Origin of the sequence: Streptomyces sp. NBC_01520 (genome assembly GCF_045040375.1) — a bacterium.
Taxonomy (GTDB): Bacteria; Actinomycetota; Actinomycetes; order Streptomycetales; family Streptomycetaceae; genus Streptomyces.
In genome coordinates, this window is the sequence record NZ_CP109404.1 from 4,389,808 (window position 1) to 4,416,353 (window position 26,546).

Here is a 26,546-nt window from a genome sequence, read left to right on the forward strand (position 1 = left end):
TGGTCAGCGACGGATGCCGGTGGCGAACGGCAGGGTGTTCACGAAGGCGCGGTGGTGCTCACGGTCGCACCACTCCAGCTTCAGGTACGACTTGCCGGCCGAGGCCCGGATCGTCCGCTTGTCGCGGGCGAGGGCTTCGGGGGACCGGGACGACACGGTGATGTACCCCACCAGGTTCACCCCGGCCGCGCCGCTCGCCAGATCTTCACCCCGCTGGTCGAGCCGGCCGTGGGCGGCGATGTCGCGCGGGTCGACCGTGCGGTTCATCTTGGCCTGACGGCTCGCCTCGGCGTCGTCGTTCGTCTTCTCCGTGAGCATGCGCTCGATGGCGACCTCGGTGGGTTCCAGGTCCATGCAGACCGCGACCGTACGGATCACGTCGGGCGTGTGGACCAGGAGCGGGGCCAGGAAGTTCACGCCGACGGGCGTCATCGGCCATTCCTTCACCCAGGCCGTGGCATGGCACCAGGGGGCGCGGGTCGTCGACTCACGGGTCTTGGCCTGCAGGAACGTCGGCTCGACCGCGTCCAGCTCGGCCGGCCAGGCGTTGCGCTTCGTCATCGCCTGGATGTGGTCGATCGGGTGGTCGGGGTCGTACATCGAGTGCACGAGGGAGGCGAGCCTGCTCTGTCCGAGCGGCTGGCGCACCCGGATGTCGGCCTCGGCGAGGCGCGCGCAGATGTCGGTGAGCTCACGCGCCATGACGACGGCGAGCCCCGCGTCGCGGTCGATCTTGCGGGTGCCCCGGGGGCGTACGGCCCGGGCCATGGCGTTGGCCTCGGCTGCCAGCTCGCGGCTGTAGTGCATGCACGCGACGAGGTAGGCGCGGTGCTGCTCGCTGGAGGTGGAGACCATCGACTGGAGCTGGTCGTAGGACTCCTGCAGCCAGCCGGGGGCGGCCTTGTCGCCGCGCTGGGCGACGTCCTTGGCGTGCGCGTCCGGGTCGGCGGGGAGGGTGCGCGCCAGCATCTGAAGGCGCGTCACGAATCCGTCGCCGTTGGCGACGTGCTTGAGCAGCGTCCCGAACCGGTCGACCAGGGCCTCCTGGTCCTCGCTGTCGCGCAGGCCGACGCCGGGGCCCTCGATCTCGATGGCGGCGGTGACCGTACGGCGGTCGGCGTGCAGGAGTACGGCGATCTCGTCCGGCCCGAACGGTGCCGCGAGCCAGCTGATCCGGCCGATGCCGGGCGGCGGGCCGATCTCCACCTCACGCCCGTCGGCGCTGACCCCGGCCTCCATGGCGGAGGAACGGTACGCCGTACCGCGGCGCACCGTGCGCTTGAAGCTGCGGTTGATCTCGAACCACTTGTAGAAGGTGCGGCCCTTGTAGGGGACGTACACGACGGCCAGGGCGAGCATCGGGAAGCCCACGAGTGCGACGATCCGCAGGGACAGCGTCGGAATGAGGAGCCCGCTCATCATTCCGAGGAACGCCCCGGCGATGATCAGCGCGATCTCGCCCGTCTCGCGGTTCTTGCCGACGATCGCGTTCGGCCGGGCGCGCCCGATGAGATACGTACGGCGGGGCGCGATCGTGTGGGACTGGGTCGTCAACGCCCCCCACCTCCTGAGCTCGTGTTACCTGTGCTGCCTGAACCGCCCCGCGAGGGACGGCTGCCGTGGGGGGTGCCGGAGGTGGGTCCGGACCCGCTGCGGGGCGAAGGCGCGGCGGAGGGGATGGATCCGCCGCCCCCGCCGGAACCGCGGGAGCTGTGCGCGGCCACGCCGCCACTGACCGAGTTGGTGGAGCGAGCGCCGCCGCCACCGCTGTCGCCGCCTCCGCCGCGCCCGCTGTGGGTCTTGATGCCCTGGGAGACGAGCGCGGCAGGAGAGCTGATCATCGCGGCGGCCTGGGAGCCGTCGGTGGCCTGCTTGCGGTTGGTGCGGGCGCCCTGGATCTCGTCGCCGAAGCCGGGGACGAAGCGGTAGATCATGGCGGACGCGAAGATGGCCAGCAGGATGATGGCGAGGCCGGACACGACGGCGGACATGGCGTTCGGGCCGTCGTCCTCGGAGAGCGCGCCGGCGAGCCCGAGCACGATGACGATGACCGGCTTGACCATGATCACCGCGATCATGATGCCGGCCCAGCGGCGGACGTGGCCCCACATGTTCTTGTCGACGAGCCCGGCGTAGACGACGACGCCGAGCAGGGCGCCGACGTAGAGCAGGGCGGCCCGGATGACGAGCTCCAGCCACAGGATTCCGGCGGCGACGATCGACACGAGCGAGACGACGATCAGCATGATCGGCCCGCCGCCGATGTCGGTGCCCTTCTTGAGCGCCTCGGCGAACGACCCGAAGAAGACGTCGCTCTGGCCCCCGGTGGCGGTCGAGATGCCCTCGGTGACGCCGTCGGTGGCGGAGACGACGGTGTAGAGGATGAGGGGGGTGAACGCGGAGGCCAGGACGGTCAGCCAGAGGAAGCCGATGGCTTCGGAGATCGCGGTCGTCAGCGGTACGCCACGGATCGCACGCTTGGCCACGGCGAGCAGCCAGAGGACGAGCGTGAGGATGGTCGACGCGGCGAAGACGACGGCGTACTGCTGGAGGAACCTCTCGTTGGTGAAGTCGACGGTGGCGGTGCCGTCCACGGCCTCGCTGAGCTTGCCGACGGTCCAGGACGCGGCGTCTGCGCAGCCGCGGGCGAGGGAGGTGAGGGGGTCGAGGGCGTCGTCGGTGACGGTGGGGGAACGGCGCGCGGCACCGCTGGACTCGCCGCCTTCGCAGTAGTCCTTGGCCAGCCCGACGATGAGGTCGCAGGGGTTGTTGCTGGTGCTGGGGGAAGGAGTGGGCGTGGGCGACGGCTCTGCGTACGCGCGGGATGGCAGCAGGACTACCGTGGTCGGCAGGCCCGCCAGCACTCCCATGAGTGGGAGCGCACGGAGACGACGGCTATCGGGCATAGGTGAAGCCTCCGTATCCCTCAACAGCATCAGCGATGTCGTCCGCAGTGGACGCCCGGTTGTCGCCGTTGACCGGCGTCGGGCCCTCTGCTTGAGTCGATGACTCGACCTTCCAGTCGTTGTCGACCCACTTGAGTTTCTCCGTGATGGTGAACCAGGTCGCGGTGACCGGCTTGGTTGAGCCCTGCCCCGCCATACCGACGAGGCCGGTGCACCACACCTCCACCGTGGCGGCGTCCTCGCTCCGGGCCGTCACCTTGGTACCCACTGGCACGGTGCGGGAGACGAAGGTCAGCCCACTGGGGGTGCTGCCGTCCTCGTTCAAACCGACGTTGGCAAGGAAGCCGGGAGAGTAGGCTTCGGCCATGTCGGCCTGGAGTCTTGCGACGACGGCGGGGACATGCGTCACCTGCAGGATCCCGTCACGCTTCGTCTTGTCGAACATCTCCGCCGACCCCAGCGCCACCGCGTAATTCGCCGCCGCGCTCTGCGCCCCCTGCTCGTCATGCGCGAACCCCGACGCGATCGTGCCGTTCTTGCCCTGGACCGGCTTCGTGCCCGTCGCAGCCGTCGGGCCCGCGCCCGCGGCGGACGATTCCTTGCCTTCGGCCGGGCTTTCGGCCTCGTCCCCGCTTCCGCCCCGGTTCGCGAACGCGATAGCCGCGACGAGCAGGACGACCACACCGACCACCATGATCAGCGAACGGGAGTTCCGGGCGGGCCGGCGCCCGTAACCGTCGCCTTCGTCACCATCGGGCAGGCGCGTGCGGGTCTGGCGCGTCCCGCCGAGGGTGCTGTACGCATCATCCGTGCGGCCGCCCGGTTCACTGCCGTAGCCGCGCTCGTCGTCCTGGCTCATGCCGCGTACGCCCCCTCAGCCGTGTGCAGTTCCGCGTGGTACGACGGTAGCTGTGCTGGTTCCCGCGTGGGCGCGGTGTGGTGACTCGACATCAGGGGACGCAACCTCTGCCGGTGGGCACGACGGACGGATGGTGTGGGGGCGGGCACGGGTCTGGCCATGGGCAGAGTGGCTGACTGGAGGTCAGACAGCCATTCCGTACACGATGGTGAACAGGGTGCCCAGTGACCCGATGATGAAGACGCCGGTCAGCCCCGCCACGATCAGGCCCTTGCCCTGTTCGGCGCTGAACGTGTCACGCAGGGCCGTCGCGCCGATGCGCTGCTTTGCCGCACCCCAGATCGCGATGCCGAGGCAGAGCAGGATGGCTACCGCCATCACCACCTCGATCATGATGCGCGCCTCGTTGCCCAGGGTCCCGAACGGCCCCCAGTTCGGGGCGATTCCGCCGATGATGGTGGTGATGTCGCCCTTTTCGGCTGCCAGGATCATGTAAGTCACCGCCCCTGTTGGGTAGTTCGCCGCCCGCGCCGTTCGACACGGGTCGGTCTCTATCTTCGCTGATGAAACCGGCATCGCACGACGCCTTCCCGGGTCTCTTTACCCGGATCTCGCACGTTTGACCGGGGAGGCCGCCCTGACCCGCGACTCGAGTCGGCATCGGCACGCATATGCATGGTTACTCTGTGTATCACGGTGTGTGACCGCTAGCAACGACGGTGGCCATGGGTTCCGGATGCCGTTGCAGCGTTCGCGGGGCCTGGCGTGTTCGTATGCGCTGTTCGAGAGCCGTGCGCGCGCCGGTGGCTTCCGGTGGATGCGTCATCAGGTGCCCGACGGGGAAGGGCCTCCCGGCCCGTGGTGCCGGAGGACCGTCCGTGCCGGGGCGTCGGCGCAGGGCGGCGTCGTCCAGTGTGAGGGTGGCCGGAAATCGCACCAGGAGCCGTCGAACGGGAAGGTTCCCGCGTCGGCGAGCCGGGCCACCCGCTCGCCCTCGGTACGGATGCCGGCCGCCTCGTCGGCCGACCAGTAGGCCGGGTGCCCCGTCTTCTCGGCGAACGACCGCTCGTCCTTCCATCGCCAGTTACGGTCCGGCGCCACCTCGATGTCGAGTTCGTGGTCGGCGACGTCGATGTCCTCGCCGTGGTGGACGCGGCGTTCGAGGTTCACGTACCAGCCTCGGAACTTCTGCCTCCGCCCGAAGAACCAGAACACCGCGTGCCCGGCGCCGGCCGGCTGGTGGATGAGGGCGCTGCCCAGCGGCCAGTGGTCGGCCTTCGCGGGATAGCCCTCCACTGGCCGGTCCTGCGGCGGGATGTCCCTGAGGTGCGTCCCGCCTGGCAGGTCCGTACGCCACATCGGGGTGCCCGTCTTCAGCCACACCAACTGCGCCTCGTCCGTGCGTTCGACGAGACGTACGGGGACGGAGGAGCTCAGATGGCCACCGATGAAGAGGTTCCAGCGGAGGATCTGCCCGGTCATGAGGCGAGCAGGTCCAGTTCGTCGGCGGTGAACTTCAGCGCGCCGACAGCCACGTTCTCGACGAGGTGGTCCGGGTTGCCCGTGCCGGGGATGGCCAGCACGTGCGGTCCCTGGTGCAGCGTCCACGCCAGGCGCACCTGTGCGGGCGTCGCGCCGTGGTCGCGTGCGACGGTGAGCACCGCCTCGCTCCCGGTCGCGGTCGCACCCGCCTCGCGCCCGGCACCGGCGATGGCCCAGAACGGCACGAACGCGATGCCCTGCTCACCGCAGTGGCGCAGGAACGCGAGGTCCTCGGGCGGGGAGTCGATGCCGTACATGTTCTGTACGCAGACCACGGGGGCGATGGCCCGGGCCTCGGCGAGCTGTTCCGGCGACGTGTTGGACATGCCCAGGTGCCGGATCAGCCCGGCCTCGCGCAGCTCGGCGAGCGCTCCGAAGTGCTCGGCGACGGACGAGGACGTGTGGCTGCGGGCGATGCGCAGGTTCACCACGTCGAGGTGGTCGCGGCCGAGCTGGCGGAGGTTCTCCTCGACCTGTCCGCGCAGCTGGTCCGGGGCGGCCCAGGTCCATTCACCGGAGGGGTCGCGGCCCGGTCCGACCTTGGTGGTGATGACCAGGTCGTCGGCGTACGGGGCGAGCGCGGTGTTGATGAGCTCGTTGGCGGACCGCAGGGGCGAGAAGTAGAAGGCGGCGGTGTCGATGTGGTTCACGCCGAGCTCGATCGCGCGGCGCAGGACCCGTACGGCCCGGCTCCGGTCGCTGGAGTCGCCGTGGGTGAACGCCGGTCCGTTCTGCGGGAGACGCATGGCGCCGAAGCCGATCCGGTTGACCGTCAGGTCGCCGAGCTTCCAGGTGCCGGCTGCGGATGCGGTGATCGTTTCCGAGGATGAGGTCATCATCGGATTCTTTCACCGGCCCGCGACGGCAGTGGTAGCTGGCGATCACTTTGCGGCCGGTGATCACGGGGCTTCCTCGGTGAAGTGGTCGAACTCGCCGGCCCGGACGCCTTGTGTGAACGCGTCCCACTTGGTGCGGGTCGTGGTGACCACCGTGTCGGGGTCGCCGGTCTCGCGGAGGTGGACGAGGTCCCCTGCCCCGAACGCGATCTCGATCCACGGCCCGGGGCCCTCCGCGTCCTCAGGCGCGGCGCGGTTCCAGGTGAGGCCGGCGGGGATGTCAGCCATGCGACGGGGTTGTCTTGACGTTGCGGACGAGGGCGGCCCACGCGGCCGGCGTGGTGTGGATCATGGCGCCGGTGGGATCACTGCTCTCGGTCACGTGGACCGCGCCTTGGTGTGCGGCGACGTGTATGCATGCCTCGCCTTGTGCACAGTAGGAGGACTTCTGCCAGGAGGAGGTCATCGTCGTTCCTTTCACAGTTCCTGGACGATCCGGTGGATCAGGTCGCGCGATTGCGCGGAGGTCAGCGCAACGGCGTCGAGTCGGTCGAACAGCAGCCGGTACTGCGCCAGCTGGGCCTCGCCGTCGATGAACACCGGGCCGTGGGACTGATCGAGCTGTGCGGTGTCCAGGTTCGGGACAGGGGCTTGTACGTAGTACACGGATTGGCCCGAGCCCGGGTAGTCGGGGCGGTGAACGGGATCACCCGGATCGTCACGTGGGCGCGCTCGCTCAGCTCCAGCAGGTGCTGAAGCTGAGCGCGGGCGACAACGGTGCCTGTGTATCTCGCTGGACGCATCGATGTACAGAGCCCTGCCTGTGTCGACTGGTCAGCCATTGCAGGGGCGCAGCGCTCGTCATCGACCTCCGCACTGCATGGGGCCCTGCAGTACGTACCACGTACCAGCCCGGGGGAGCGAATCTGAGGATGTTTGCCCTTGCACGCCCTGTGCGAAAGGTGCTACGGGATCCTGTCTCTGTTTACTCACGACCTCATTTGCACTTGTTTACGGGACAGAGCGGTGCGCTAGCGTCACTGTGACAGCGCGGAGCATTCGCGTTGCGGAGAGTACGCGGGGGCGGAATCACCGGTGGTTTGGGATGAGTGGGAACAACTCAAGGGTCAAGTGGCCGGAGGGCGGATGTCGCTGGCCGGGGTTGGGCCTGAGTCTTCGGGTAGCAGTTCAGGCAGGGGTGGCGGCAAGGACGGCCTGAAGCACAGCGGCGGGCCGTGGACCAGCGCATCCGGTGTTGCCGGCACGCTGCGGACCAATACCCAGACGAGCCGCAGCCGTCTTCGTCCCGCGCACGAGGGCGTTGCATCCGGCGCGGTGGGGCTCGCATCCGTTGCGACGCTGACCGCTGTGCTGGAGTCCTGGGAGGGGCGGCTGGGCGCCGTACGCGGTGAGTGCGACTACCTGGAGGGTGCCCTGTCGAAGGTCGCCAAGGAGATGGGCGAGACCGAGACTGCTGTGGACAGGTCCTTCAAGTCTGTGGACAAGGGCAAGGGCAAGGGTGAGCATCGGTGACCGGCGCGACGCTGACCTGGCAGCGACTGCAGGCCCTGACGTGTGCGGAGTTCGAAGCTGCAGGCGATGGCTGGCACGAGATCTCGGCTCGGGCGGACTCTGATCGTGCCAGGGTCGACAGGGCGATGACGGCGAAGCTGCGCGAGACTCAGGAGAGTGACTCGGCGGCAGCAGCCATCAAGAGGCTTGAGCGGCTGGGCCGCAATTTCCAGTATGTGCACGCGGAGGCCGGGCTGATCCGTACGGCGTTGAACGGTCTGGCCGCTGAACTCGCCGGCCCGCAGAAGCAGCTGACGCAGGCGTTGGAGGATGCGGAGAGCCTGAAGTTCACGGTTCATGCGGACGGTTCGGTCAGCTATCCCGCGGCGGTCGGGGAGACGCTGCTGGGTAAGCAGGATCACCCGGGCGGCTCGGTCCAGGGCAGTGCGCGGCTCCCTCTGGAAGCGCCTGGGCTGGGTGAGAGGCCTGGTCTCCCCGGGGGCCAATTCAATCCCAATCCGAACGCGGCGAAGGCGGAGGCCATCGCGGACCTCATCGCGCGAGCGGTGCGGTCGGCCACCGAGATCGACGACCGGTACGCGAAGGTTCTGAACAAGCTCAAGGCGGCCAAGGGGCTCGATGTCACCAAGGCGACCCTGGCCGACGTGTTCCAGGACACGGCGAGCGTGCGTTCGACGGCGTCCACGTACCTGGCTCAGGGAGTTCCGTGGGACGAATCGCCCGCCGTGCGCAAGGAGTGGTGGGACGGCCTGACCGACGAGCGGCAGCAGGAGTACCTGGAAGTTGCCCCAGAACTCGTGGGCGGTCTCGATGGAATTCCGGCCGTGGCACGCGACGAGGCGAACAGAAATTATCTTCCGGTTCTCATCAATAAGTTGGAGGGGCAGGACGGTAATGATGCCCGGACGAAGCTGGATGCCCTCCGGGGGATCGAAGGGAAGCTGAGCGAACCGTCGAAGGTTCCGATGTTTCTGTTGGGGGTCGGGGACGAGGGGAATGGTCGTGCCATTGTGGCGTACGGCAACCCTGACACGTCGCGGAATGTGTCGGCCTATGTGCCGGGGCTGGGGACGAAGCTGGACGAGGAATTCGTCGACGGAACCCTGAAGCGTGGGTTGGACACTGCGAAGGGTGCGCGGATGCATGACCCATCCAGTTCGGCAATCGTCTGGCTCGGCTACGATGCTCCGAATCTGGTGACTGTCGGAATGACGGGGAACGCTGAGGCCGGAGCCCCAGCCTTCAATCAGTTCATGGATGGGCTGGGAGCCACAAATCGGCACGATGACCCACACGTGACGGCGATCGGCCATTCCTACGGCTCGCTCACCGTCGGCACAGCGGCTAGACAGGATGGCGGAATTCCGGCCGTAGACGACATCATCCTGCTGGGCAGCCCGGGCGTCGGTGTCGACAAGGCTGAGGATCTTGGCGTGGGTAAAGAAAATGTCTACGTCGGAGCGGCAGACAACGACCCGGTGACCCAGCTTCCGTCGAAGCAGCAGAGTGTCGTGGGTGTCATGGCCGTGGGTGCGGGTCCTTTGATCTCGTATGTGGCGGGCGACGTCGCCGACTCGGGGGACGACGATGTCCACTTCGGCAAGGACCCGGCCAGCGCGGCTTTCGGTGCCCGTCGTTTCGAGGTCGACGAAGGACCGCACCCTATCCTTGAGGCGGGTGGTTTCGACGCTCACTCCCAATACTTCACGCCGGAGAAGGATCAGGTATCCGCAAATAATATTGCTCTAATCGTTGCGGGGCAGCCCGAAAGAATTAAAGCGGAGGAATGGCGGTGACATGGGCGTGAGGAGAAGTCTCCTTATGGTTATGGGCGGCGTACTGATCGCCGGATGTGGAGTTTTTGATAATGAGGGGAAAGGGGATGGCGGCATGAATATGCAAGAAGCTGCCGAGTATTCGGACACGGTGCTCGATAAAACGCTGAGGGCTGTCAAGCCGGCGGTGCAGTGGGCCCACGATGAAACGACGACCGGAATTTGCGACCTTTCTCGGCGCCGGACAGTGATGACTGTCATCTCTGATGAGCGGCGTGGAAATTTTCTGGGATTGGTTGAACGTTTCTGGAAGAAGAGTGGCTATGAAATTACCTCGGTAAATCCAAATGAAGAATCTCCTGCTGTTTTCGCCAGGACGCCTGAGGGATTTGGAATTTCTCTGATTATTGGCTTCAAAGGGCAGGCATTCTTCGAGGTTGCCACCCCCTGTGTCGACAAATCCGAGGTGGCTGCCCCCACCGCCAAGCCTGACGGCCCCGCTTACGAGGGTGTCGAAATCCCCCGCCCCAATGTCCGCTCCGATTTCTGGTCGGCAGCCGCCTCGGTCTCATCTCCCGCCCCGATGGCCAGTTGACCTTCTGGCCACCGGCCCCTCGCTGGGGCACCTGTGGGGGTACAGGATGCGGCGCGGTGAGCCGGCCTTCGGTCAGCTTCGGTCGGTGTCTGTTTTGACGGAACGGATAAGGGCGGCCCAGGCGGTAGGAGTGGTGTTGAGTATCGCGCCGCTGGGGTCACTGCTTTCGGTCAGGTGGACCGAGCCTTGGCGGGCGGCGACGTGTACGCAGGACTCCCCTTGACCGCAGTACGAGGATTTCTGCCACTGGTACGAGGACATGTGGGACTCCTTCACAGTTCGTTGGTCAGGCCGATGACGAAGTCCCTGGACTTCGACGGTGTGAGAGCGACTGCTGCCATGCGGTCCAACAGGACACGGTACGACTCCAATTCGGCCTCGGCATCCACGAGTGCAGGGCCGTGGGACTGGTCCAGGGAGACGGTGTCGAGCCGGGGTGCGGAGCCCTGTATGTAGAGGATCGTCTGACCTGATCCGGGATAGGCGCCGATTCGGAACGGGATGACCTGGACCGTGATGTGCTCACGCTCGCTCTGCTCCACCAGGTGACGGAGCTGGGCCTTGGCGACACGGTGGCCACCGACGGGTACGCGGAGGGCTGCCTCGTGAATGACCGCTTGGAAGGGCGGCGGAGCTGGGCGGTCGAGGACTGCCTGACGTTGGAGCCGGTGGCTGACCCGATGCTCGATGTCCATACGTGAGAACTCGGGAACGACCTGCCGAAAGATTTCACGGGCATGGTCCGTGGTCTGGAGCAGACCCGGGATATGCGCGGTGTTGGCCGATCGCAGCGCGGTGGCGTGGTGTTCGAGCTCGGCGATGTCCAGGAGTGGTGTGGGTAGCACTTCCCGGAAGGTTTCCCACCACCCGCCTTTGCGTTCCCCGGCCAGGTCGAGCAGGCCCTGAATGTAGGCACTGTCCGAACAGTGGTAGTTGCGGGCCATGGCCTGGAGGCGCGCGGGGCTGACTCCGAAGCGGCTCGCCTCGATGTTGCTGAGTTGCGCTTGGCTGACGCCGATCAGGCGTGCGCTTTCGGTGGCAGAGAGCCCTGCTCGTTCCCGCAGGCGTCGGAGTTCGGTTCCGAGGCGCTGGCGGCGGACGTTCGGAGTGGCTCTGGCGGTCACGCGTCAACCCTCCTTGCTGAACACGCTTATGGGGCTGTCACCCACAAGAGTGCATACATCAAGTAATTGGCGATAGTGCAAATACTTTATGTGGTCAGCCACTAGCTTGGGACTCAGGCCACCCGCCCGGAAGAACCCCGCTCGACGGAGCGACCTGGTCACTGGGCAACGCATCACATCGCCCCCAACATCCCTCCGTGAACGGAGACTTCCATGACCATGGCCACCGTAACGCCGCCCTGGGTGTACACCCTGCAACTTCCGCGAGATCCCCGCGCACCAGGCGTGGCCCGCTCCACCCTCCGTGCCGTCCTGCGGGTGCACGGCATGTCGGAGCTCATCGAGACCGCCGAACTGCTGGCCAGCGAACTGGTCACGAACGCGTACCTGCACTCCGAGGGCGCGTATTCGCTCCGGCTGCGCGGGGCGGGGCGACAGCGCGTCAGGCTCAGTGTCTGGGACACCGACCCGCACATTCCGGCGCCGTTCGCCTGCAGCTGGAGTGCGGAGGCTCCGTCGGTCCTGGCCGAGCGTGGGCGCGGGCTCCACCTGATCACGCTCTGGGCCGAGAGCTGGGGCGCGTACCCGATGAGGAGCGGGCTGCCGGGGCAGGGCGGGAAGCTGCTGTGGGTCGAATGCGTGGGAAAGCCGGAGTGTCAGAGGGGTGATCTATCGTAACGGTGTGTAGTTATTCGGTGGATCGGCGGGGGGGGGGGGGGGGGGGGGGGGGGGGGGGGGGGCTCTCATGTCTGAGGCGTACGGATACGGCTGGCAGTACGGTGGAATCGCCGCAGGACGGGGCACGGGCCCTCCCCCCGAGTCCGTTCGTGCGGGCACCGCATCCGCGTCGCAGGGACGGAGGCCACACGCCATGTCCGGTCAGTCGTCCTTGCGCCCGCGCCCGGGGAACCTGCGTGAAATCGCTGCGAAGATCGAAGAAGAGACGGGCCTGCGCGTGCAGGTCCTGGGGGGAAGTCTCGTGATGTCTCCGACGCCGCGCGGCAAGCACGCGGGGACGATCAGGCGGCTGCGTCTGCAGCTGGACCCCGGGCTTCCGACGGGACTCGCGGCGTACGAGGTGACGTCGGTCGCCATGCCCGGCGACCTCGACGACTACGCCACACCGGATCTCGTCGTCCTGCCCGAGGCGTGGGACGACGACGACAATTGGCTGGCCGATCCTGCGGACGTGGAGCTGGCCGTTGAGGTCATCTCCCAGTCGGAGAAGGCCAGAGACATCTCGCAGAAGAGCGACTGGTACGCGGTTGCAGGAGTGCGGTCGCTGCTCGTCATGGATCCCCGGCAGGGCAGCTGGGCGTTGCACACGCGTCCAGGCAACGGCAGTTACCAGGAATCGAGACGCGGCAAGTACGGGGAAGCCGTCTTCCTCCCGTCGCCCCTCGCCCTGACGGCGACCACGGACTCGTTTCCGCTGTACGGCACCCCCGGTGAACCGCCGCGCCGGGAGCCGGGGCCTGACGCGGGGCGAGGCAGACCGGGAGTCCGCCCCACCCCGCCCTGATCAGCCGGCGTACCGGGCTTCGAACGTCCGGAACGACTGCTCCTGGCGCCACTCCAGAAGGGCCTTCGGGCTCTGTGCGAGCAGCCGCTCACAGCGAGCCGACTGCGGCATGCGGCACTCCTCGACGAGCCGGAAGCCCTTGCGCACCGGGTCGGTGCGCCACAGGCTGCGGCCCGGCAGGAAGGCGTACTCCAGGGAGGCCCGCGCGAGGTCCTTCAGCTCGGCGTAACCGAGTGCGTAGGTGCGTGCGGCGCGCTCGTACTCCTGGCCGATGTCGCCGCGCGACACCCCGGGGTCGTCCGTGGAGAGCACGACCGGGACGCCGTACGCCCGGTAGACCGGGAACGGGTGCTCCTTGCCCTCCACCTGGAGGATCTGCGCGTTGCTGGTCAGCGGCACTTCCACGGCGACCTGGCGTCGTGCCATGTCGCGGGCCAGCCCTCGCCAGTCGTCCTCGTGCACGAGATCGACGCCGTGACCGATGCGTTCGGCCTGGCCGGTGCGTACGGCGTCGTTGATGTGGAACGTGAGGTCCTCGGGCTTCACGAGACCGGGGACCAGCTCACCTGCGTGCAGGGTGATGTGGGCGCGCGGGTAGACCCCGTGCAGGTAGTCCAGCATGCGCATGTGGAGGCGGTAGTCGCGCAGGGAGATCTCGCCGTCCTCCGGCTGGACCAGGTTCACCGCGACGAACCGCTGGTCGCGCTCGGCCAGGCGCAGCCCCAGCGCGATCTGGGTGAAGACACGCTCCGGAGCACTGTTGCGCGACACCTGGGAGATCCAGCGCACCGTGATCCGGCAGCCCGGGTCGGGATCGGCACTCGCACACCGTGCGGTCGTACGGAACTCCCGGTCCGCCGTGTCCGCTTCCTGCTTCGAGTCCGCGACCAACTGGTCCAGGCGGCCACCGGCGAGCAGCTTGCGGTGCAGGGCGGCGAGATCCGGGTCCCACCCGACATCCGCGGCGAGCTTCTTGGCGCCGTCCGACGCGGGGGTGACCATGGTTTCGAGGTACGTCTGGTTCTGCTCGGCCACGGTGTGGGCCACGTCGGCGAGCATCTTCCCCCGGTGCGCGGTCGCGGCGCCGAACTTGCCGAACGTGGCGAAGAAATGGTCGTGCCCCGACTCGCCCTGCGGGAAGTCCTGCATGGACCAGGCCCGGACGACGGCCTGCCGGAACGCGGCATCGGTGAGGGCGTCGGCGGCCGGACGCTTGCCGGGGCCGCATGGTGGTGCGACGGCGGTCATGGTGGCGTCGATGCAGAGGCCGTCGTCGGCGGCGAGCTGGATGAGGTACTCGGTCCGTACCGCACCGGAGAGGTGATTGTGCAGGTCACCGCCCTTGGGCAGGTCCCGGAAGAAACGGTCGGCGGCGACTGCTCCCCGCCGCTGTGCGTCCAGCCATGCGTCGGTCCGGATCTCGGCGGCGGTCATGGGCCGAGGCGGTACGGATACGGCAGCGGCCGCTCGGGCGGGCGGTCCGGCGGGCAGCGACGACACGAGGGCCGCCGCGGCCAGGCCGACGGTCAGCAGCAACCGGCGGCTGTGCGATGAGTTACGGAGTACGGAGATCACGCCTCGCATGATCACGAAGAGCGCGGCTCGCCACCCCGTCCTGCGTACGCAGCGCTCCGTAAACCATCCGTCCGGGGGACCCTGGGATGTCCGTTCGCCGGGATCAGGCGCGGTGTTCAGGCATGTGAGTTCAGGCGTGGAGTTCCGGTGGGAAGCCGGTCCAGCGGAGCTCTGCGGGGAGGTGGCCCATGTCGTTGACCATGACCACTGCCGCGGGCCGGCCGGGTGCGTAACGGATCACGGTCAGTGCCGCGTTGGCGTGGTTCAGGCCCATCCAGCGCCAGGCCGGGGCGTCGAGGGCGTCGCGTACCAGCCAGGCGGCCAGAAATGCGTGGGTGATGACCAGTTCGTGGCGGGGCTCGTCCCCTTCCACCGGCCCGGTGAACCGCGCCAGCGCGGCGCGGGCCAGCGCGGGACCGCCTTCGCGTTCCTCCGGCGGGAACTGTTCCACGAACGCGAGCAGACGGTCCGCCGAGTCCGGTGGGAGCTCGTCCCGCTGTGGGAGGTACGGGATGTAGTCCCCGGCTTCTTCCGACGCGTGCAGCGGGATGTCGCCGAGCCGGCTGTGGGCGAGCTGGGCGGTCTGTGCGGCACGGGGGAGGGGGCCGTGGTGGACGGCGCAGAGGTTGCTGCTCCGGAGCCTTTCGCCGAGCAGCGTGGCCTGGCGTCGGCCGCTCTCCGTCAGCGCGGTCTCGTCCGGCGAGGCATGGCCGTGCCGGGCGACGTAGAGGTAACGGGTGGCGGTGCCGGTCACGGTGGATCCCCCTCGGCGCGTGATGATCTTGCGGATGACGGGAGGGACGGCGTGGAGGCGCGGGACGGTTCCGTGTCGCGCGTACGGGTGAACGTGCGGGCGGGGGATGCCTTGGTGCGGCGGGGGCGGGGGGCCTCGCCGTCGGTGTGCCCGGCGTGTCGGGTGCGCCGGATTTGGCACAGTGCCGCTCCGTGACAAGGGAACGGGGTGAGCGGTGTGGCAGTGGTGCGGAGGCTGAGTGACCTGGCAGGTCCCGCGGGCGGTGGTGGTGCCGGCCGGGACGAGCTGAAGCACAGCGACGGGCCGTGGCTGCGGGCTGCGGGAGGTGCGCAGGCGTTGTGTACGCACCTGGGGCCGGTGCAGTCGGAGCTGGCGACGGCTCATGAGGGGCTGGTGGCGGGGGCCGGTGACCTTTCGGCCCTCGCGGAACTCGGCACCGTACGGACGTCCTGGGAGCGGCGGATCGCGGCGGCACGGGGCGAGTGCGCGGGCCTCGCGGGCGTGCTGCGGGCCGTCGCGCGGGCCCAGGGGGAGACGAACGAGGCCGTGCGGTCGTCCTTCGCGCCGGTCGCGGACAGGGCCGGGGTGGTGCGGTGAGGTCCCCGGGCCTGACCTGGGCGGCGCTGCGGGACCTGAAGTGCGGTGAGCTGGAGGGCGCGGCGGACGGGTGGGGCGCGGCCGCCAACCGGGCCGACGCGGCCCGTGACCGGGTCGAACAGGAGCTGCTGAACGGGCTGCGCGACACGCAGCAGGGGGAGGCGGCCACCTCGGCCGTGGCCCGGCTGCGGCAACTGGGCAGGAACTTCCAGTACGTGTACACGGAGTGCGGGCTGCTCCGGACGACGCTCAACAGCCTGGCCCATGAGCTGAAGGCACAGCAGCGGGTGCTGACGGGCGCGCTGGACGACGCGGTGACGCTGAAGTTCACGGTGCACGCGGACGGTTCGGTGTCGTACCCGGCGGCGGGTGACGGCATCATCGACGACCGGCCGCCCCAGGGCGGTACGGCGTCATCGGGCGGCCTGCCGGCTCTGTCGGCGCCCTCGGGGCTGGTCGCGCCGAACCCCAACCTGGCTAAGGCGCAGGACATCGCGGACCGGCTGGCAGGGGCGGTGCGGGCGGCGGCCGAGATCGACTGGCGGTACGCGGGAATCCTGCGGCGGCTGAAGGCCGAGGAGGGCCTGAAAGTCCCGGTCTCGACCTGGACGGACGCGGCGGGCGACGCGGCAGCGGTCCGGGGTGCGGCGGGCGCGTACCTGAGGAACGCGATCCCGCACGATGCGACCCCGGCGGAACGGCACGCGTGGTGGACCGGCCTGACCCAGGAACAGCGCGAGGAGTACCTGGCGGTGTACCCGGACCGCATCGGCAACCTGGACGGGATCCCGGCGGTGGTACGGGATGCGGCGAACCGGGACAACTTGCAGCTGCTGATCGGGAAGCTGGCGGGGCGGGACGACGAGCTGTCGGTGACGCAGTTGGCGGGGCTGCGGGAGATCGACCGGCAGTTGGGGGCCGGGACCCAGCCGCCGATGTTTCTGCTCGGCATCGGCGATGAGGGGAACGGGCGGGCGATCGTCTCGTACGGCAACCCCGATACGGCGAGGAACGTGGCTGCCTATGTGCCTGGGTTGAACACGTCACTGGATAGGGATTTTGCGGAGGGCGACCTCAAGCGCGCTCGGGACACGGCGATTACCGCGCAGAGATATGACTCGTCCAGTGCAGCGATTGTCTGGCTTGGCTATGACGCACCACAGGCACCGGACTGGTTCGGGAGTTTGGCGGTTATGGGCGAGGATCGGGCCAATCAAGGTGGGGGCGCTTTCCGTGGATTCATGGGTGGACTGTTGGCCACGAATGACCGTGAGGATCCACATTTGACCGCCATTGGTCACTCTTACGGTTCGCGGACAGTTGGTGCAGCGACACAACAGGGGGATGGAATGCATGGAGTGGACGACATCATTCTGGTGGGTAGTCCTGGAGTGGGGGTGGATCGTGCAGAGGATCTTGGGGTAGGCAAGGGGCACGTTTTTGTTGGTGCAGCGGAAAATGATGTTGTGTCGAAGCTCCCGTCTAAGCAGCAAGTAGCGCTTGGTGCTGCGTCAGGTCCCCTGGCGTTTCTAGTGGGAGATGTTGCTGACCAGGGGGATGACGACCTCTGGTTCGGCAAAGACCCGGCCAGCGACGCATTTGGCGCGAGGCGCTTCCAGGTGGACGAAGGGCCGCGGCTGGTTAGTGGCAGAGGGCTATCAATCGACGCACACTCGCAATACTTCGACGTTGATCCCGAGCGGGACAACGTATCGGCAGACAATATTGCTTTGATCGCTTCAGGTAATTCGCGAAAGATTAAAACGGAGGAGCCCCGTTGAGGTTTTCACTGCGTCGATCGGTACTTGTTGCTCTGCTCATTGTAACGCTGTCGGGTTGTGTGGATTCGGCAGTTCATTCGAACGAGGGACGGCGTGCGAGTGTGGATATGCAAGGAGCGGCAGACCGTGCCGACAAGATTCTTGACGAGGTGCTGGCGGGGATTCGACCAGAGGTGCAATGGGCGCATGACCCGACGACCACGGGTAAGTGTGATGTATCGCGCAGGCGCACCGTTATGACAGTAATTTCCGCAGAGCGTCGAGGTAGTTTCCTCGGGGTTGTAGAACGATTCTGGCGAAAGAATGGATACCGGATCAAGGCCATCAATAATGATGTAGACGCTCCGGCGGTCTACGCGCGAACAAACGACGGCTTCGGGGTCAGTCTGAGCGTGGGAGGAAAAGGCCAAGCCTTCTTCCAGGTGGACAGTCCCTGCGTCGAGAAGTCCGACGTGGCTGAGTCCACCACCCCTCCGAACGGCCCGGCCTACGAGGGCGTCTACCCCCTCCCCCGCCCCAACATCCGCTCCCCTTTCTGGTCGGCCGGCGCCCCCTGACGTCTCATCGTCCCCAATGACCCGTAACCAGCCGTTCGGTGGGGGTAGGAGAGGCGCCGGGTACCAGGGACATTGAGCCTGACATTGGGCCCTGGGACCCATGCCGCGCCCTGTGGTGGTGTGGTCGCATACAGACACCGATCGAACTATCGCTGCGCCCACTCACCAAGCTGGGAGACTCGTCGTGTCTGGCATACGAGAATTAGCGGTTCCGGGTGGCGCTGATGTGAGTGCTGCCGAAGCCCGTCCGGACAGGCAGTCGTTGTCGCGTTCGCTGCAGGCCGTGCTGATTCTCGTGCGATTGCTCTTCGCCGTCACGGTCGTGGGTGCGTTCGACGCGCTGTTCGTGGCCTCGTCCATCGACGCGATGGACGGTCACCTCCTGGGCATGGTGCTGTACGCCGCACTGCCCGGCGTCGCCGGATTCGTACTCTCGCTGTACCTGCGCACCGGCGGCGTCTGGATCCGGCGTGGGCTCCTCGCCGTACATGCCTGGCTCATCCTCGGCGCCCTGGCGGTGCTGGGTGAGGGCACCGATGGGCAAGGCGTGGCGCAGCTGGTGGTGCCGGTCGTCGTCGTCGTTCTGCTGCTGCGGTCCGGTTCGCGCGAATGGTTCGGGCTTGCTCCTGAACAGCGGGCGGAGCACCGGTCGTTCAGCACCATCGCGCGGTTGATCAAGTCGCGTCGGGACGCCGGTCAGACCGCGATGGAGTACCTGGGCATGATCCTCGTGGTCGTGGCCCTCATCGGCGGGCTCGTGGCAACGGGCATCGGCGGGCAGCTGACCGGGGAGATCCGGAACGCCATCTGCCGGCTGACCGGAAGCGCCTGCCCGGCACCTGATGTCGACGTGGTCGCCGGCAACGGCACGGATGCGGGTAGCGGTGGTGGCACCTCGACCGGCGGAACCGCCTCCGTCGGTGGTACGGGCTACGAAGGCTCGACCGTGACCGGTGGCACCGGGGCAGGAGGAGCCGAAACCTCTGGTGGGTCCAGCTCAACCGGTGGGTCCGCTTCCGGTGGGTCCGGCTCAACCGGTGGGTCCGGAACGACCGGCGGTGCTGGAACCACCGGCGGCGACGACACCGCCTCGTCCTCCTCCTCTTCTTCCGGCTCAGCCACCGGCTCTCCTTCTTCGCAGGTCGACGCGGGTAGACAAACCCCGGAACAGTCCTCCTCCCGCCCCTCCGACGGCGACTTCCTCACCGGCTTCGTCGGCGGCGACGGGCTCTGGGGGGACGTCAGCGGCGTCGTGGACACGGTCCTCCACCCCGTCGACAGCGCGAAGGACGTCGCCGACCAGTACGCCCAGGCCGCGAAGGGCGCCGGGTACAAGTGGGGCAAGGGCGAATACGTCTCGGCCGCATGGGACATGGCCCAGGCGTCCGGCGGGGGCGGCGGCGCGGTTGCCGGGCTGCCCGGCTCCGGTACGCGCGTCGAGGCGGCGGTACGGGAAGAGGAGCGCGACTACCTCAACGACCGCATCCCGAGCAATGCCACCGCCGCCCAGCGCAAGGACTGGTGGAACGGGCTGACGCAGCAACAGCGCGATCGGTACCTGGAGCTGTCGCCGGACCGGATCGGCGGTCTCGACGGCATCCCCGCGGCGGACAGGGACGCGGCCAACCGGAAGAACCTTCCGGCGCTGATCTCGAAGCTGGAGGGGAAGACCGACTCCAAGTCGAAGAACCAACTGGCGGGCCTGCGGGAGATCGACCGGCAGCTGAAGGAGGGGAGCCAGCCGCCGATGTATCTGCTCGGCATCGGTGACGAGGGGAACGGCCGGGCGATCGTCTCCTACGGGAACCCCGACACCTCGAAGAACGTGTCGGCCTATGTGCCGGGGCTGAACACCTCCCTCGACGAGGAGTTCGCGAAGAACGACCTCAAGCGTGCCCGTGACACGGCGATCGGCGCCCAGGGGTACGACGAGTCCACCGCGTCGATCGTCTGGCTCGGGTACGACGCACCGCAGACGCCCGACGGGCTGCAGAGCCTGGCGGTCGCCGGCACCGGCCGTGCGAAGAAGGGCGGCGTGGCCTACGGCGACTTCATGGGCGGCATCGCGGCCACCAACCAGAACAAGGACCCGCACATCACGGCGATCGGGCACTCCTACGGTTCACGTACCGTGGGTGCCGCGACGCAGCGCGAGGGCGGTATTCCGGGGGTGGACGACATCATCCTGGTCGGCAGCCCGGGCGTGGGTGTGGACCGCGCCGTGGACCTCGGTGTCGGCAGCGGGCACGTCTTCGTCGGTGCCGCGGCCAACGACCCGGTGACCAAACTCCCGTCCAAGACGCAGGTCGTGGTGGGCGCGCTGGGTACGATCCTGGGTGGTCCCGCCGGTGGCTACCTGGCCGGGGACCTCGCCGATCCGGGCGACGACGACCTCTGGTTCGGCAAGGACCCGGCGAGCGAGGCCTTCGGTGCCCGACGGTTCCCGGTGGCCCCCGGCCAGCCGGCGATCAGCACGGGCGGTGTGAGTTTCGACGCGCACTCCAACTACTTCGATCCGGTACGGGACGCCATGTCGGCGGACGGCATCGCTCTGATCGTGTCGGGGCACTCCGACAGGCTCAAGATGGAGGAACAGCGATGAAGCGAAGGTTCCAGATCGTCGCGGCGACCCTGGCTGTCGGTTTCGCGCTGGCCGGCTGCGGCACTGTCGACGGAGTGGCGGGCGGCAGCGCGGAGGCCTCCGCCGGGAGCAGCAAGAAGACCGGCAAGGAGACCAGCGACATGAACATGCAGGAGGCCGCCGAGCGGTCCGACAGCATGCTCGACGCCGTACTCAAGCAGATCGACCCCGAGGTGCAGTGGGCGCACGGCCCGACGACGAAGGGAAGTTGCGATGTGACGCGCAGGCGCACCGTGATGACCATCGTGTCCGCGGAGCGTCGGCAGAGCTTCCTGGACCAGGTCGAGAAGTTCTGGCTCGAAAGCGACTACCGCATCAAGGCGAAGAACAAGGACGAGGTGTTCCCTGCGATCTACGCGCAGACGAAGGCCGGCTTCGGTATCAGCGTGAGTTTCCGTGGGAAGGGGCAGGCGTTCTTCGAGGCGGACAGCCCCTGTGTGAAGGAGTCGGAGGTCGCCGATTCGGCCTCCGAGCCGAACGGACCCGCGTACAAGGGGGTTTATCCTCTGCCCCGCCCGAACGTGCGCTCCGACTACTGGTCCGCCGGAGCGTCCTGACGTCCGGTCAGTGCGCCGGGGCACCGGTCAGTGACCCCGGTGCCCCGGATGATTCGGATGATTCGCACACACCCGCGAAAGCGCTCATGAAACCGTCCCCGATGGGGGATGGTTGAGGGGTGCGGAAATTCTGGGTGGTCGGTGGCTTCGGCGTAGGCCTGGCCATGTGCTTCGTGGCCTTGCTCGTTGTCGGTACGTACTCCGCCGCTGCCGGGATCTCCGGGGCGAGCGGGGCCGTAGGGCTGGCCAAGGGGGCCGTGCCCGCGCGGTACAAGCCGCTCGTGGAGAAGTGGGGCAACCTCTGCCCGGCCATCAATCCCGCACTGCTGGCCGCGCAGCTGTACCAGGAGAGCGGCTGGAACCCGCGCGCCCAGAGTCATGCCGCCGCGCAGGGCATCGCGCAGTTCATCCCCGGGACCTGGGCCTCGCACGGGATCGACGGGGACGACGACGGGGACCGGGACGTGTGGGATCCGGCCGACGCGATTCCGTCCGCCGCCTCGTACGACTGTGAGCTCGCCGGGTACGTCAAGAAGGTCCCGGGCGATCCGACGGACAACATGCTCGCGGCGTACAACGCCGGGGCCTACCGGGTGATCCAGTCGGGCGGGGTGCCCGCGATCAGCGAGACGCAGAACTACGTGAAGATCATCCGGTCCCTGGAGAAGAGCTTCGCCAAACCGGTCGGCCGGGTGGAGCCGTCACGGCAGGCGGCCGGGGCGATCTACTTCGCGCAGGAGAAGCTCGGTACGCCCTACCTCTGGGGAGGGAACGGAACGGCCGACCAGGGCGGGCGGTTCGACTGTTCCGGGCTGACGCAGGCCGCGTACCGGACGGTCGACATCGAGCTGCCCCGGGTGGCCAACGACCAGTACAACGCGGGTCCGCACCCCTCGCGGGACGAGTTGCTCCCCGGCGACCTGGTGTTCTTTTCGGACGACCTGAACAACTCGCGGGCCATCCGGCACGTAGGGCTCTACGTGGGAGGCGGGTACATGATCAACGCGCCGTTCACCGGGGCAGTCATCCGGTTCGACAAGATCGATACGCCCGACTACTTCGGTGCGACGCGGGTCACGAAGGACGGGGCCGAGGCCCTTCCGACCGCGCTTCCGGGGAGCTGACGGGTGAGCCGGCGAGAGGGCCCGGTTGAGCTGACGGTGAGTCGGCCGTGGCCGGAACTCTCTGTGAAGCCTGGGCCCTGAGCTGCGACGATGAGTCACTCTTCGATAACGTCATGGTGATCATTCGGTGGAGAGCGGAACGTACGCGGCCGGCAGGCCGTTCCCTGGACTGGGACAGCATGCGCACTGACCACGCAGCACTGGCCAGGGCAGTCACCGCGTCACGTCGGAACAGCGTCACGCAGTACTGAATCCGAACCGACCACGGGGGTCCGACCAAGGCGGCGTACACCGTTGTGCGCCGCAGCAGCAGACAAGGCAAGGGGCCGCAGCAGATGGCTGGACTCGCACTCGATGGGTCGAACCCCGACGTCAGCCTGCTCTACGACATCAATGGGCTGGCGAAGGCCGCTCCCACCTGGTTCGACCAGGCCATGGGGTTCGTCGGTGAATTCGGGATCATGCTCGGCATGGTCCTGGTGGGCCTGTGGTGCTGGTGGAGCGTTCGCCGACGCGGGACGACCGAGGATTCGGTGACGGGAGTCGCCGGGCTTGTGTGGGCACCCCTCGCGGCCGGGATCGCGTTGATCATCAACATCCCGATCCGGGGGTTCGTCGAGCGGCCACGTCCGTTCAACGACCACGAAGGGCTCGAAGTCCTGGTGGCGGGCAAGACCGACTTCTCCTTCGTCAGTGACCACGCGACGATGGCGATGGCGATCGGCGTGGGGATCTTCGTCGCCAACCGGAAGTTCGGCCTGTACGCGATCGCGCTGGCGCTGCTGGAAGGCTTCTGCCGCATCTACATGGGCGTGCACTACCCGACCGATGTGATCGGCGGCTTCGCCCTGGGTACGGCCGTGGCGCTGCTGCTCGCGCCGCTCGCGATGATGATGCTGACGCCGCTGGTGGGGGCCGTGGCCCGCGCCGGATCGGTCGGCAGGCTCGTCCGCTCGCGCCGTCCGGTCGCCGCCCTGGCCGACGGGCCGGGCGAGTCGCACGGGATCCCCGAGCCGCGCCCGGGCTCGGGCCGGGGCGCCTCGCCGGACGAGAAGGACCTCGCCGCGTAGGGACGTGACGGAGCTCGACACCCGGAGGGGGTGGCCCACGGGGCCGCCCCCTCCAGCCGTGTACCTGCGCCCACCCCCACACCCCCGCAGCCCGCCCCGGCCGACAGCCGACGGCTGCCGGCCGACTTCGGATTTCGGATCGCACGGCCCCGACGGCGAGGCATCATGTTCCCTATCCGGGGGTGGGGTGTGTGGCTGGGCGGCGGCCGTCACGGCAGGAAGTCAATCGGCGGCGTGGGCGCGCGGGGTTCGTCGGGCGTCGCGGTGAGCTGGCGGTCTTCCGGGAGACCTTCGCCAGGGATCCGGAAGAGGCCGACTTCCCGTTCCTGTTCCACGTACGCGGCAACGGCGGCGTGGGCAAGTCGACCCTCGTACGGCAGTGGGAGTCCACCGCCCGTGAGCAGACCTCCGTCGTCACGGCGTTCGTGGACGACGAGGTGCACGACACGGTCGAGGCGATGGAGGCGGTCAGTGCCCGGCTGGGCCGGCAGGGGCACCCGCTGAAAAAAATCGACAAGCAGCCGGCGACCTACCGCCAGCGCAGGCACCAGGCCGAGAGCGCGGTCCCCGCACCGCAGCCGGACCCGCTGGGCGACCGGACCGCACCCGTACAGGCCGCCTCGCCGTCGAGCACCGTGGCGGCGCAGGTGGGACTGGTCGGGCTGGGCATGGTGCCCGGGGTCAGGGCATTCGTCGGGGCGGTCGATCCGCAGCAGGTCGCGCTGGGCGCGGACCGGGTGCGGGCAGCCCTCAACATGCGGTTGCGCAGCCATGACGATGTGCAGCTGGTGATGAATCCGGTGGCGGTCCTCGCCCCGGTCTTCCTGGAGGACCTGGCCGACGTCGCGGACCGGTGCGAGCGGGTGGTGCTGTTCTTCGACGTGTACGAGCGGACCGGGCCGGTCCGCCGGCTCAGCCGTCCGTGGCCGCGCGGTGTTCCGCCGCGTCGGTGCGGGCCCGGTCGCGTGAGCGGCGGGCCGGTCCCGACCAGCCGCAGGTACAGCGGGCCAGGCAGAACGAGCCGCGCTCGACCATGGTGATGCCGTGTGGCGGGGCGAGGGCGGTGGGGGGCGTGGAGGCCGGAGCGAGCGCCGGGGCCGGGGCGTGGGCTGGGGGGTCCTCATGCACGGATCCACGGTACTGCGGGCGGCGCGGTGCCGTGGCGGAGTGGGCCGATCGGCTTCCCCCAGGGCGTGTGTGGCGTGACGACGCGCCCCCGCCGTCGTTAGGCGAGGCGGGCGGGAGCTCGGTCAGGGGTACGTCGTTGGGGGTAGGCAGGCGATGGTGGTGCGGCAGCACAGGTGCGGAGGCGGGGCTCTGGCTGTGTGCGCCCTGGCCGTGGCGGGTGTGATGGCGGTGGGCACCGGATGCGCCGGTACGGGCCCGGACGGGAGCGGCGCCGGGACCGGCCGGCAGACCGGGGCGGGCGGCGCCGACGCCCCGGCGGCCGTGGTCCGGCGGGCCGCGGACGAGCTGGCCGGAGCAGGCAGCGCCGAGACGCGTACGTCCATGGAGACCGCGGCCGGTGGGACCCGGGTGACGATCCGGGGCGAGGGGGCGTACGACTTCGGCAGACAGCTGGGCCGGATCAAGGTCGTGCTTCCGAAGGGCGCCGCGGGGGCGGAGGGGCACCGGCCGATCACCGAGCTGCTGGCGCCCGGGGCGCTGTACATGAAGAACCGTGGTGCCGGGGTGCCCGACGACAAGTGGGTCAGGATCGACACGACGGCCCTGGAGGACGGCAATCTCGTCACCGGTGGTGTGACGGACCCGATGGCCGCCGCCGAGCTCCTGCGCGGGGCGGGCGAGGTGACGTACCGGGGGCGGACGGAGCTGGCCGGGGTGGCGGTCCGCCACTACCGGGGGGTCGCGGACATCGGGCGGGCGGCGCGGGCTGCCTCGCCGTCGTCGCGCGGTGCGCTGACCGCCGCGGCGAAAGGGTTCAGCACGGGCGCGGTGCCGTTCGACGCGTATCTGGACGACGAGGGCCTGCTGCGCAAGGTCCGCCACCGCTTCACCTTCGCGACGGAGGGGCCGGCGGTGGCGGTGGTGTCGACGATGCTGCTGTACGGATTCGGGGTTCCGGTCTCCGTGCGGCTGCCGCCCGACGCGGAGATCTACACGGGGCGGATCCAGCAGGGGCGGAATGGCCCGGAAACGCCGTAGGGAGGGGGCCGAAATGGTCCGTCCGTGCCATGTGCGGTGGGTGGTGCGCTCCCTACGCTAGGAAGTCGGTGCGCCAGGAGTCGGCGACGGCAGAGAGAGGTGACGCAAGGTGGCGACGCTCAGCGCTCCGAACGCTCAGGACTGTGTGGCCCTCGCCGAGATCGAACTGTGTGGCGAGCTGATGATCGCGGCGTCGGCCGCGATGGAGGACCGGCTCAGCCCGGACCGTATCGACGAGGTGCTCGACGTCAGGGCGGTGGCCCGCGGCATCCGCGACGAGCCCCATGACAGGCCCGGCATCAGGGCGAGTTGTGACACCCACGACATTTCCGGCACCAGGTCGCGCCGTGACGTTCCCGACACCGGCGCGGACCGTGAAGGGCGGGGTGGTCACGACGAGCGTGGCGCCTGTGACGAACGGGGCGAGCGCGCGGCCAGGATCCCCCGGCAGTGCAACCACCGGGGCTGACTCACGCCGCCGCCCCGCCCGGGCCGGCGCCGTCACGTACGGAGCAGGCGGGCGATCGCCTTCGTGGCCTCCTCGACCTTCGCGTCGATCTCCTCGCCGCCCTTGACCGCGGCATCGGCGACGCAGTGGCGCAAATGCTCCTCCAACAGCTGGAGTGCGAAGGACTGCAGGGCCTTGGTGGAGGCCGAGACCTGGGTGAGTATGTCGATGCAGTAGACGTCCTCGTCCACCATCCGCTGGAGCCCGCGGATCTGGCCCTCGATGCGGCGCAGGCGCTTGAGGTGCTCGTCCTTCTGGTGGTGGTAGCCGTGGATACCGCGGTCGTGGTCGGTGACGACCGCTTCCGTACCGGCTGCCTCGCCTGCCTCGGTGGTGGTCATGGGGTCCTCCCGTAGTCCTCTGAGTCCTGCGGTCCGTATACCGGTCTGTGCCGTCTGTATACCCCTGCCGGGTATAGCGTAACGAATTCAGCCGAAACGTGACCGGGGGTCCGTGCTGATCACTGTGCCCGATGCGCGACACTGAAGAATGCCGGTTAGCCGTGGCCGGATGATGCGCCTAGC

Annotated in this window: 28 protein-coding genes and 1 pseudogene; 15 read left to right on the forward strand and 14 right to left on the reverse strand. The window is 68.4% G+C overall.

Annotated elements, in window-relative coordinates:
- Positions 1-3 precede the first annotated feature (3 nt).
- The 9 genes and pseudogenes from OG524_RS19820 to OG524_RS19860 form a co-directional block, all read right to left on the reverse strand.
- Entirely contained in the window at positions 4-1,554 is a 1,551-nt protein-coding gene (locus tag OG524_RS19820; RefSeq protein WP_405389527.1) for an SCO6880 family protein, read from the reverse strand.
- Positions 1,551-2,906, reverse strand: coding sequence for a hypothetical protein (locus OG524_RS19825; protein ID WP_405811351.1), 1,356 nt, complete (start codon positions 2,904-2,906; stop codon positions 1,551-1,553). Before OG524_RS19825 ends, OG524_RS19820 begins: the two co-directional genes overlap by 4 nt.
- Positions 2,896-3,765 (reverse strand): hypothetical protein, encoded by an 870-nt coding sequence (locus OG524_RS19830; RefSeq protein WP_405811353.1) that lies wholly within the window; start codon positions 3,763-3,765, stop codon positions 2,896-2,898. Before OG524_RS19830 ends, OG524_RS19825 begins: the two co-directional genes overlap by 11 nt.
- Positions 3,766-3,948: 183 nt before the next feature.
- Positions 3,949-4,257: a hypothetical protein gene (locus OG524_RS19835; protein WP_014047394.1), complete on the reverse strand. Its 309-nt coding sequence runs from the start codon at positions 4,255-4,257 to the stop codon at positions 3,949-3,951.
- 333 nt (positions 4,258-4,590) lie between these two features.
- Entirely contained in the window at positions 4,591-5,247 is a 657-nt protein-coding gene (locus OG524_RS19840; protein WP_405811354.1) for a DUF402 domain-containing protein, read from the reverse strand.
- Positions 5,244-6,146, reverse strand: a complete 903-nt coding sequence (locus tag OG524_RS19845) for an aldo/keto reductase (protein WP_405811356.1) — start codon at positions 6,144-6,146, stop codon at positions 5,244-5,246. Before OG524_RS19845 ends, OG524_RS19840 begins: the two co-directional genes overlap by 4 nt.
- 60 nt (positions 6,147-6,206) lie before the next feature.
- Positions 6,207-6,431 (reverse strand): DUF397 domain-containing protein, encoded by a 225-nt coding sequence (locus OG524_RS19850; RefSeq protein WP_405811358.1) that lies wholly within the window; start codon positions 6,429-6,431, stop codon positions 6,207-6,209.
- Positions 6,424-6,609: a DUF397 domain-containing protein gene (locus OG524_RS19855; protein ID WP_405811360.1), complete on the reverse strand. Its 186-nt coding sequence runs from the start codon at positions 6,607-6,609 to the stop codon at positions 6,424-6,426. Before OG524_RS19855 ends, OG524_RS19850 begins: the two co-directional genes overlap by 8 nt.
- Before the next feature lie 11 nt (positions 6,610-6,620).
- Positions 6,621-6,985 (reverse strand): annotated as a pseudogene (locus tag OG524_RS19860) (Scr1 family TA system antitoxin-like transcriptional regulator).
- Between the two features lie 493 nt (positions 6,986-7,478).
- Here OG524_RS19860 and OG524_RS19865 point away from each other — a divergent pair.
- The 3 genes from OG524_RS19865 to OG524_RS19875 are packed head-to-tail and all read left to right on the forward strand — an operon-like array spanning position 7,479 to position 10,046.
- The gene (locus OG524_RS19865) at positions 7,479-7,676 is read left to right on the forward strand and encodes a hypothetical protein (RefSeq protein ID WP_405389520.1); all 198 of its coding nucleotides are present in this window, start codon (positions 7,479-7,481) and stop codon (positions 7,674-7,676) included.
- Complete coding sequence (locus OG524_RS19870) at positions 7,673-9,472, forward strand: alpha/beta hydrolase (RefSeq protein WP_405389519.1); 1,800 nt, start codon at positions 7,673-7,675, stop codon at positions 9,470-9,472. Before OG524_RS19865 ends, OG524_RS19870 begins: the two co-directional genes overlap by 4 nt.
- A gap of 31 nt (positions 9,473-9,503) precedes the next feature.
- Positions 9,504-10,046 carry a hypothetical protein gene (locus OG524_RS19875; protein WP_405811362.1) on the forward strand — a complete coding sequence of 181 codons (543 nt, stop codon included), beginning with the start codon at positions 9,504-9,506 and terminating at the stop codon, positions 10,044-10,046.
- 72 nt (positions 10,047-10,118) lie between these two features.
- Here OG524_RS19875 and OG524_RS19880 read toward each other — a convergent pair whose 3' ends face one another.
- Positions 10,119-10,307 (reverse strand): DUF397 domain-containing protein, encoded by a 189-nt coding sequence (locus OG524_RS19880; protein ID WP_405389517.1) that lies wholly within the window; start codon positions 10,305-10,307, stop codon positions 10,119-10,121.
- 11 nt (positions 10,308-10,318) lie between these two features.
- Complete coding sequence (locus tag OG524_RS19885; RefSeq protein WP_405811364.1) at positions 10,319-11,170, reverse strand: helix-turn-helix transcriptional regulator; 852 nt, start codon at positions 11,168-11,170, stop codon at positions 10,319-10,321.
- A 213-nt stretch (positions 11,171-11,383) separates the two neighbouring features.
- On the opposite strand from OG524_RS19885, the gene OG524_RS19890 reads away from it, so the two are divergent.
- Positions 11,384-11,848, forward strand: coding sequence for an ATP-binding protein (locus OG524_RS19890; RefSeq protein WP_405389515.1), 465 nt, complete (start codon positions 11,384-11,386; stop codon positions 11,846-11,848).
- A 193-nt stretch (positions 11,849-12,041) separates the two neighbouring features.
- Positions 12,042-12,692, forward strand: coding sequence for a Uma2 family endonuclease (locus OG524_RS19895; protein ID WP_405389514.1), 651 nt, complete (start codon positions 12,042-12,044; stop codon positions 12,690-12,692).
- Here the strand turns inward: OG524_RS19895 and OG524_RS19900 are convergent, their stop codons facing one another.
- Complete coding sequence (locus tag OG524_RS19900) at positions 12,693-14,276, reverse strand: adenosine deaminase (RefSeq protein ID WP_405811367.1); 1,584 nt, start codon at positions 14,274-14,276, stop codon at positions 12,693-12,695. It abuts the gene before it with no gap.
- 121 nt (positions 14,277-14,397) lie between these two features.
- Entirely contained in the window at positions 14,398-15,021 is a 624-nt protein-coding gene (locus OG524_RS19905) for a histidine phosphatase family protein (protein ID WP_405811368.1), read from the reverse strand.
- A 207-nt stretch (positions 15,022-15,228) separates the two neighbouring features.
- On the opposite strand from OG524_RS19905, the gene OG524_RS19910 reads away from it, so the two are divergent.
- The 10 genes from OG524_RS19910 to OG524_RS19955 all read left to right on the forward strand — a co-directional run bounded on the left by OG524_RS19910 (position 15,229) and on the right by OG524_RS19955 (position 25,983).
- The gene (locus OG524_RS19910) at positions 15,229-15,618 is read left to right on the forward strand and encodes a hypothetical protein (RefSeq protein ID WP_405389511.1); all 390 of its coding nucleotides are present in this window, start codon (positions 15,229-15,231) and stop codon (positions 15,616-15,618) included.
- On the forward strand, positions 15,615-17,399 hold the full coding sequence (locus OG524_RS19915; RefSeq protein ID WP_405811371.1) for an alpha/beta hydrolase: 1,785 nt from the start codon (positions 15,615-15,617) through the stop codon (positions 17,397-17,399). The genes OG524_RS19910 and OG524_RS19915 overlap by 4 nt, the downstream gene beginning before the upstream one ends.
- 107 nt (positions 17,400-17,506) lie before the next feature.
- Entirely contained in the window at positions 17,507-17,956 is a 450-nt protein-coding gene (locus OG524_RS19920; RefSeq protein WP_405812480.1) for a hypothetical protein, read from the forward strand.
- Positions 17,957-18,239: 283 nt separating this feature from the next.
- Positions 18,240-20,558, forward strand: a complete 2,319-nt coding sequence (locus OG524_RS19925) for an alpha/beta hydrolase (protein ID WP_405811373.1) — start codon at positions 18,240-18,242, stop codon at positions 20,556-20,558.
- Positions 20,555-21,154 carry a hypothetical protein gene (locus tag OG524_RS19930; protein ID WP_405389507.1) on the forward strand — a complete coding sequence of 200 codons (600 nt, stop codon included), beginning with the start codon at positions 20,555-20,557 and terminating at the stop codon, positions 21,152-21,154. The genes OG524_RS19925 and OG524_RS19930 overlap by 4 nt, the downstream gene beginning before the upstream one ends.
- A gap of 119 nt (positions 21,155-21,273) precedes the next feature.
- Positions 21,274-22,278: an NlpC/P60 family protein gene (locus OG524_RS19935; protein ID WP_405389506.1), complete on the forward strand. Its 1,005-nt coding sequence runs from the start codon at positions 21,274-21,276 to the stop codon at positions 22,276-22,278.
- Positions 22,279-22,613: 335 nt separating this feature from the next.
- Positions 22,614-23,348 carry a phosphatase PAP2 family protein gene (locus OG524_RS19940; protein ID WP_405389505.1) on the forward strand — a complete coding sequence of 245 codons (735 nt, stop codon included), beginning with the start codon at positions 22,614-22,616 and terminating at the stop codon, positions 23,346-23,348.
- Between the two features lie 191 nt (positions 23,349-23,539).
- A complete protein-coding gene (locus OG524_RS19945) occupies positions 23,540-24,388 on the forward strand; it encodes a hypothetical protein (RefSeq protein ID WP_405389504.1) in 849 nt (282 codons plus the stop codon).
- Positions 24,389-24,629: 241 nt separating this feature from the next.
- A complete protein-coding gene (locus tag OG524_RS19950) occupies positions 24,630-25,514 on the forward strand; it encodes a hypothetical protein (protein ID WP_405389503.1) in 885 nt (294 codons plus the stop codon).
- Between the two features lie 109 nt (positions 25,515-25,623).
- Entirely contained in the window at positions 25,624-25,983 is a 360-nt protein-coding gene (locus OG524_RS19955) for a hypothetical protein (protein ID WP_405393421.1), read from the forward strand.
- Between the two features lie 32 nt (positions 25,984-26,015).
- On the opposite strand, the gene OG524_RS19960 is transcribed toward OG524_RS19955, so the two are convergent.
- Positions 26,016-26,363: a metal-sensitive transcriptional regulator gene (locus tag OG524_RS19960; protein WP_361899293.1), complete on the reverse strand. Its 348-nt coding sequence runs from the start codon at positions 26,361-26,363 to the stop codon at positions 26,016-26,018.
- Between the last annotated feature and the right edge of the window lie 183 nt (positions 26,364-26,546).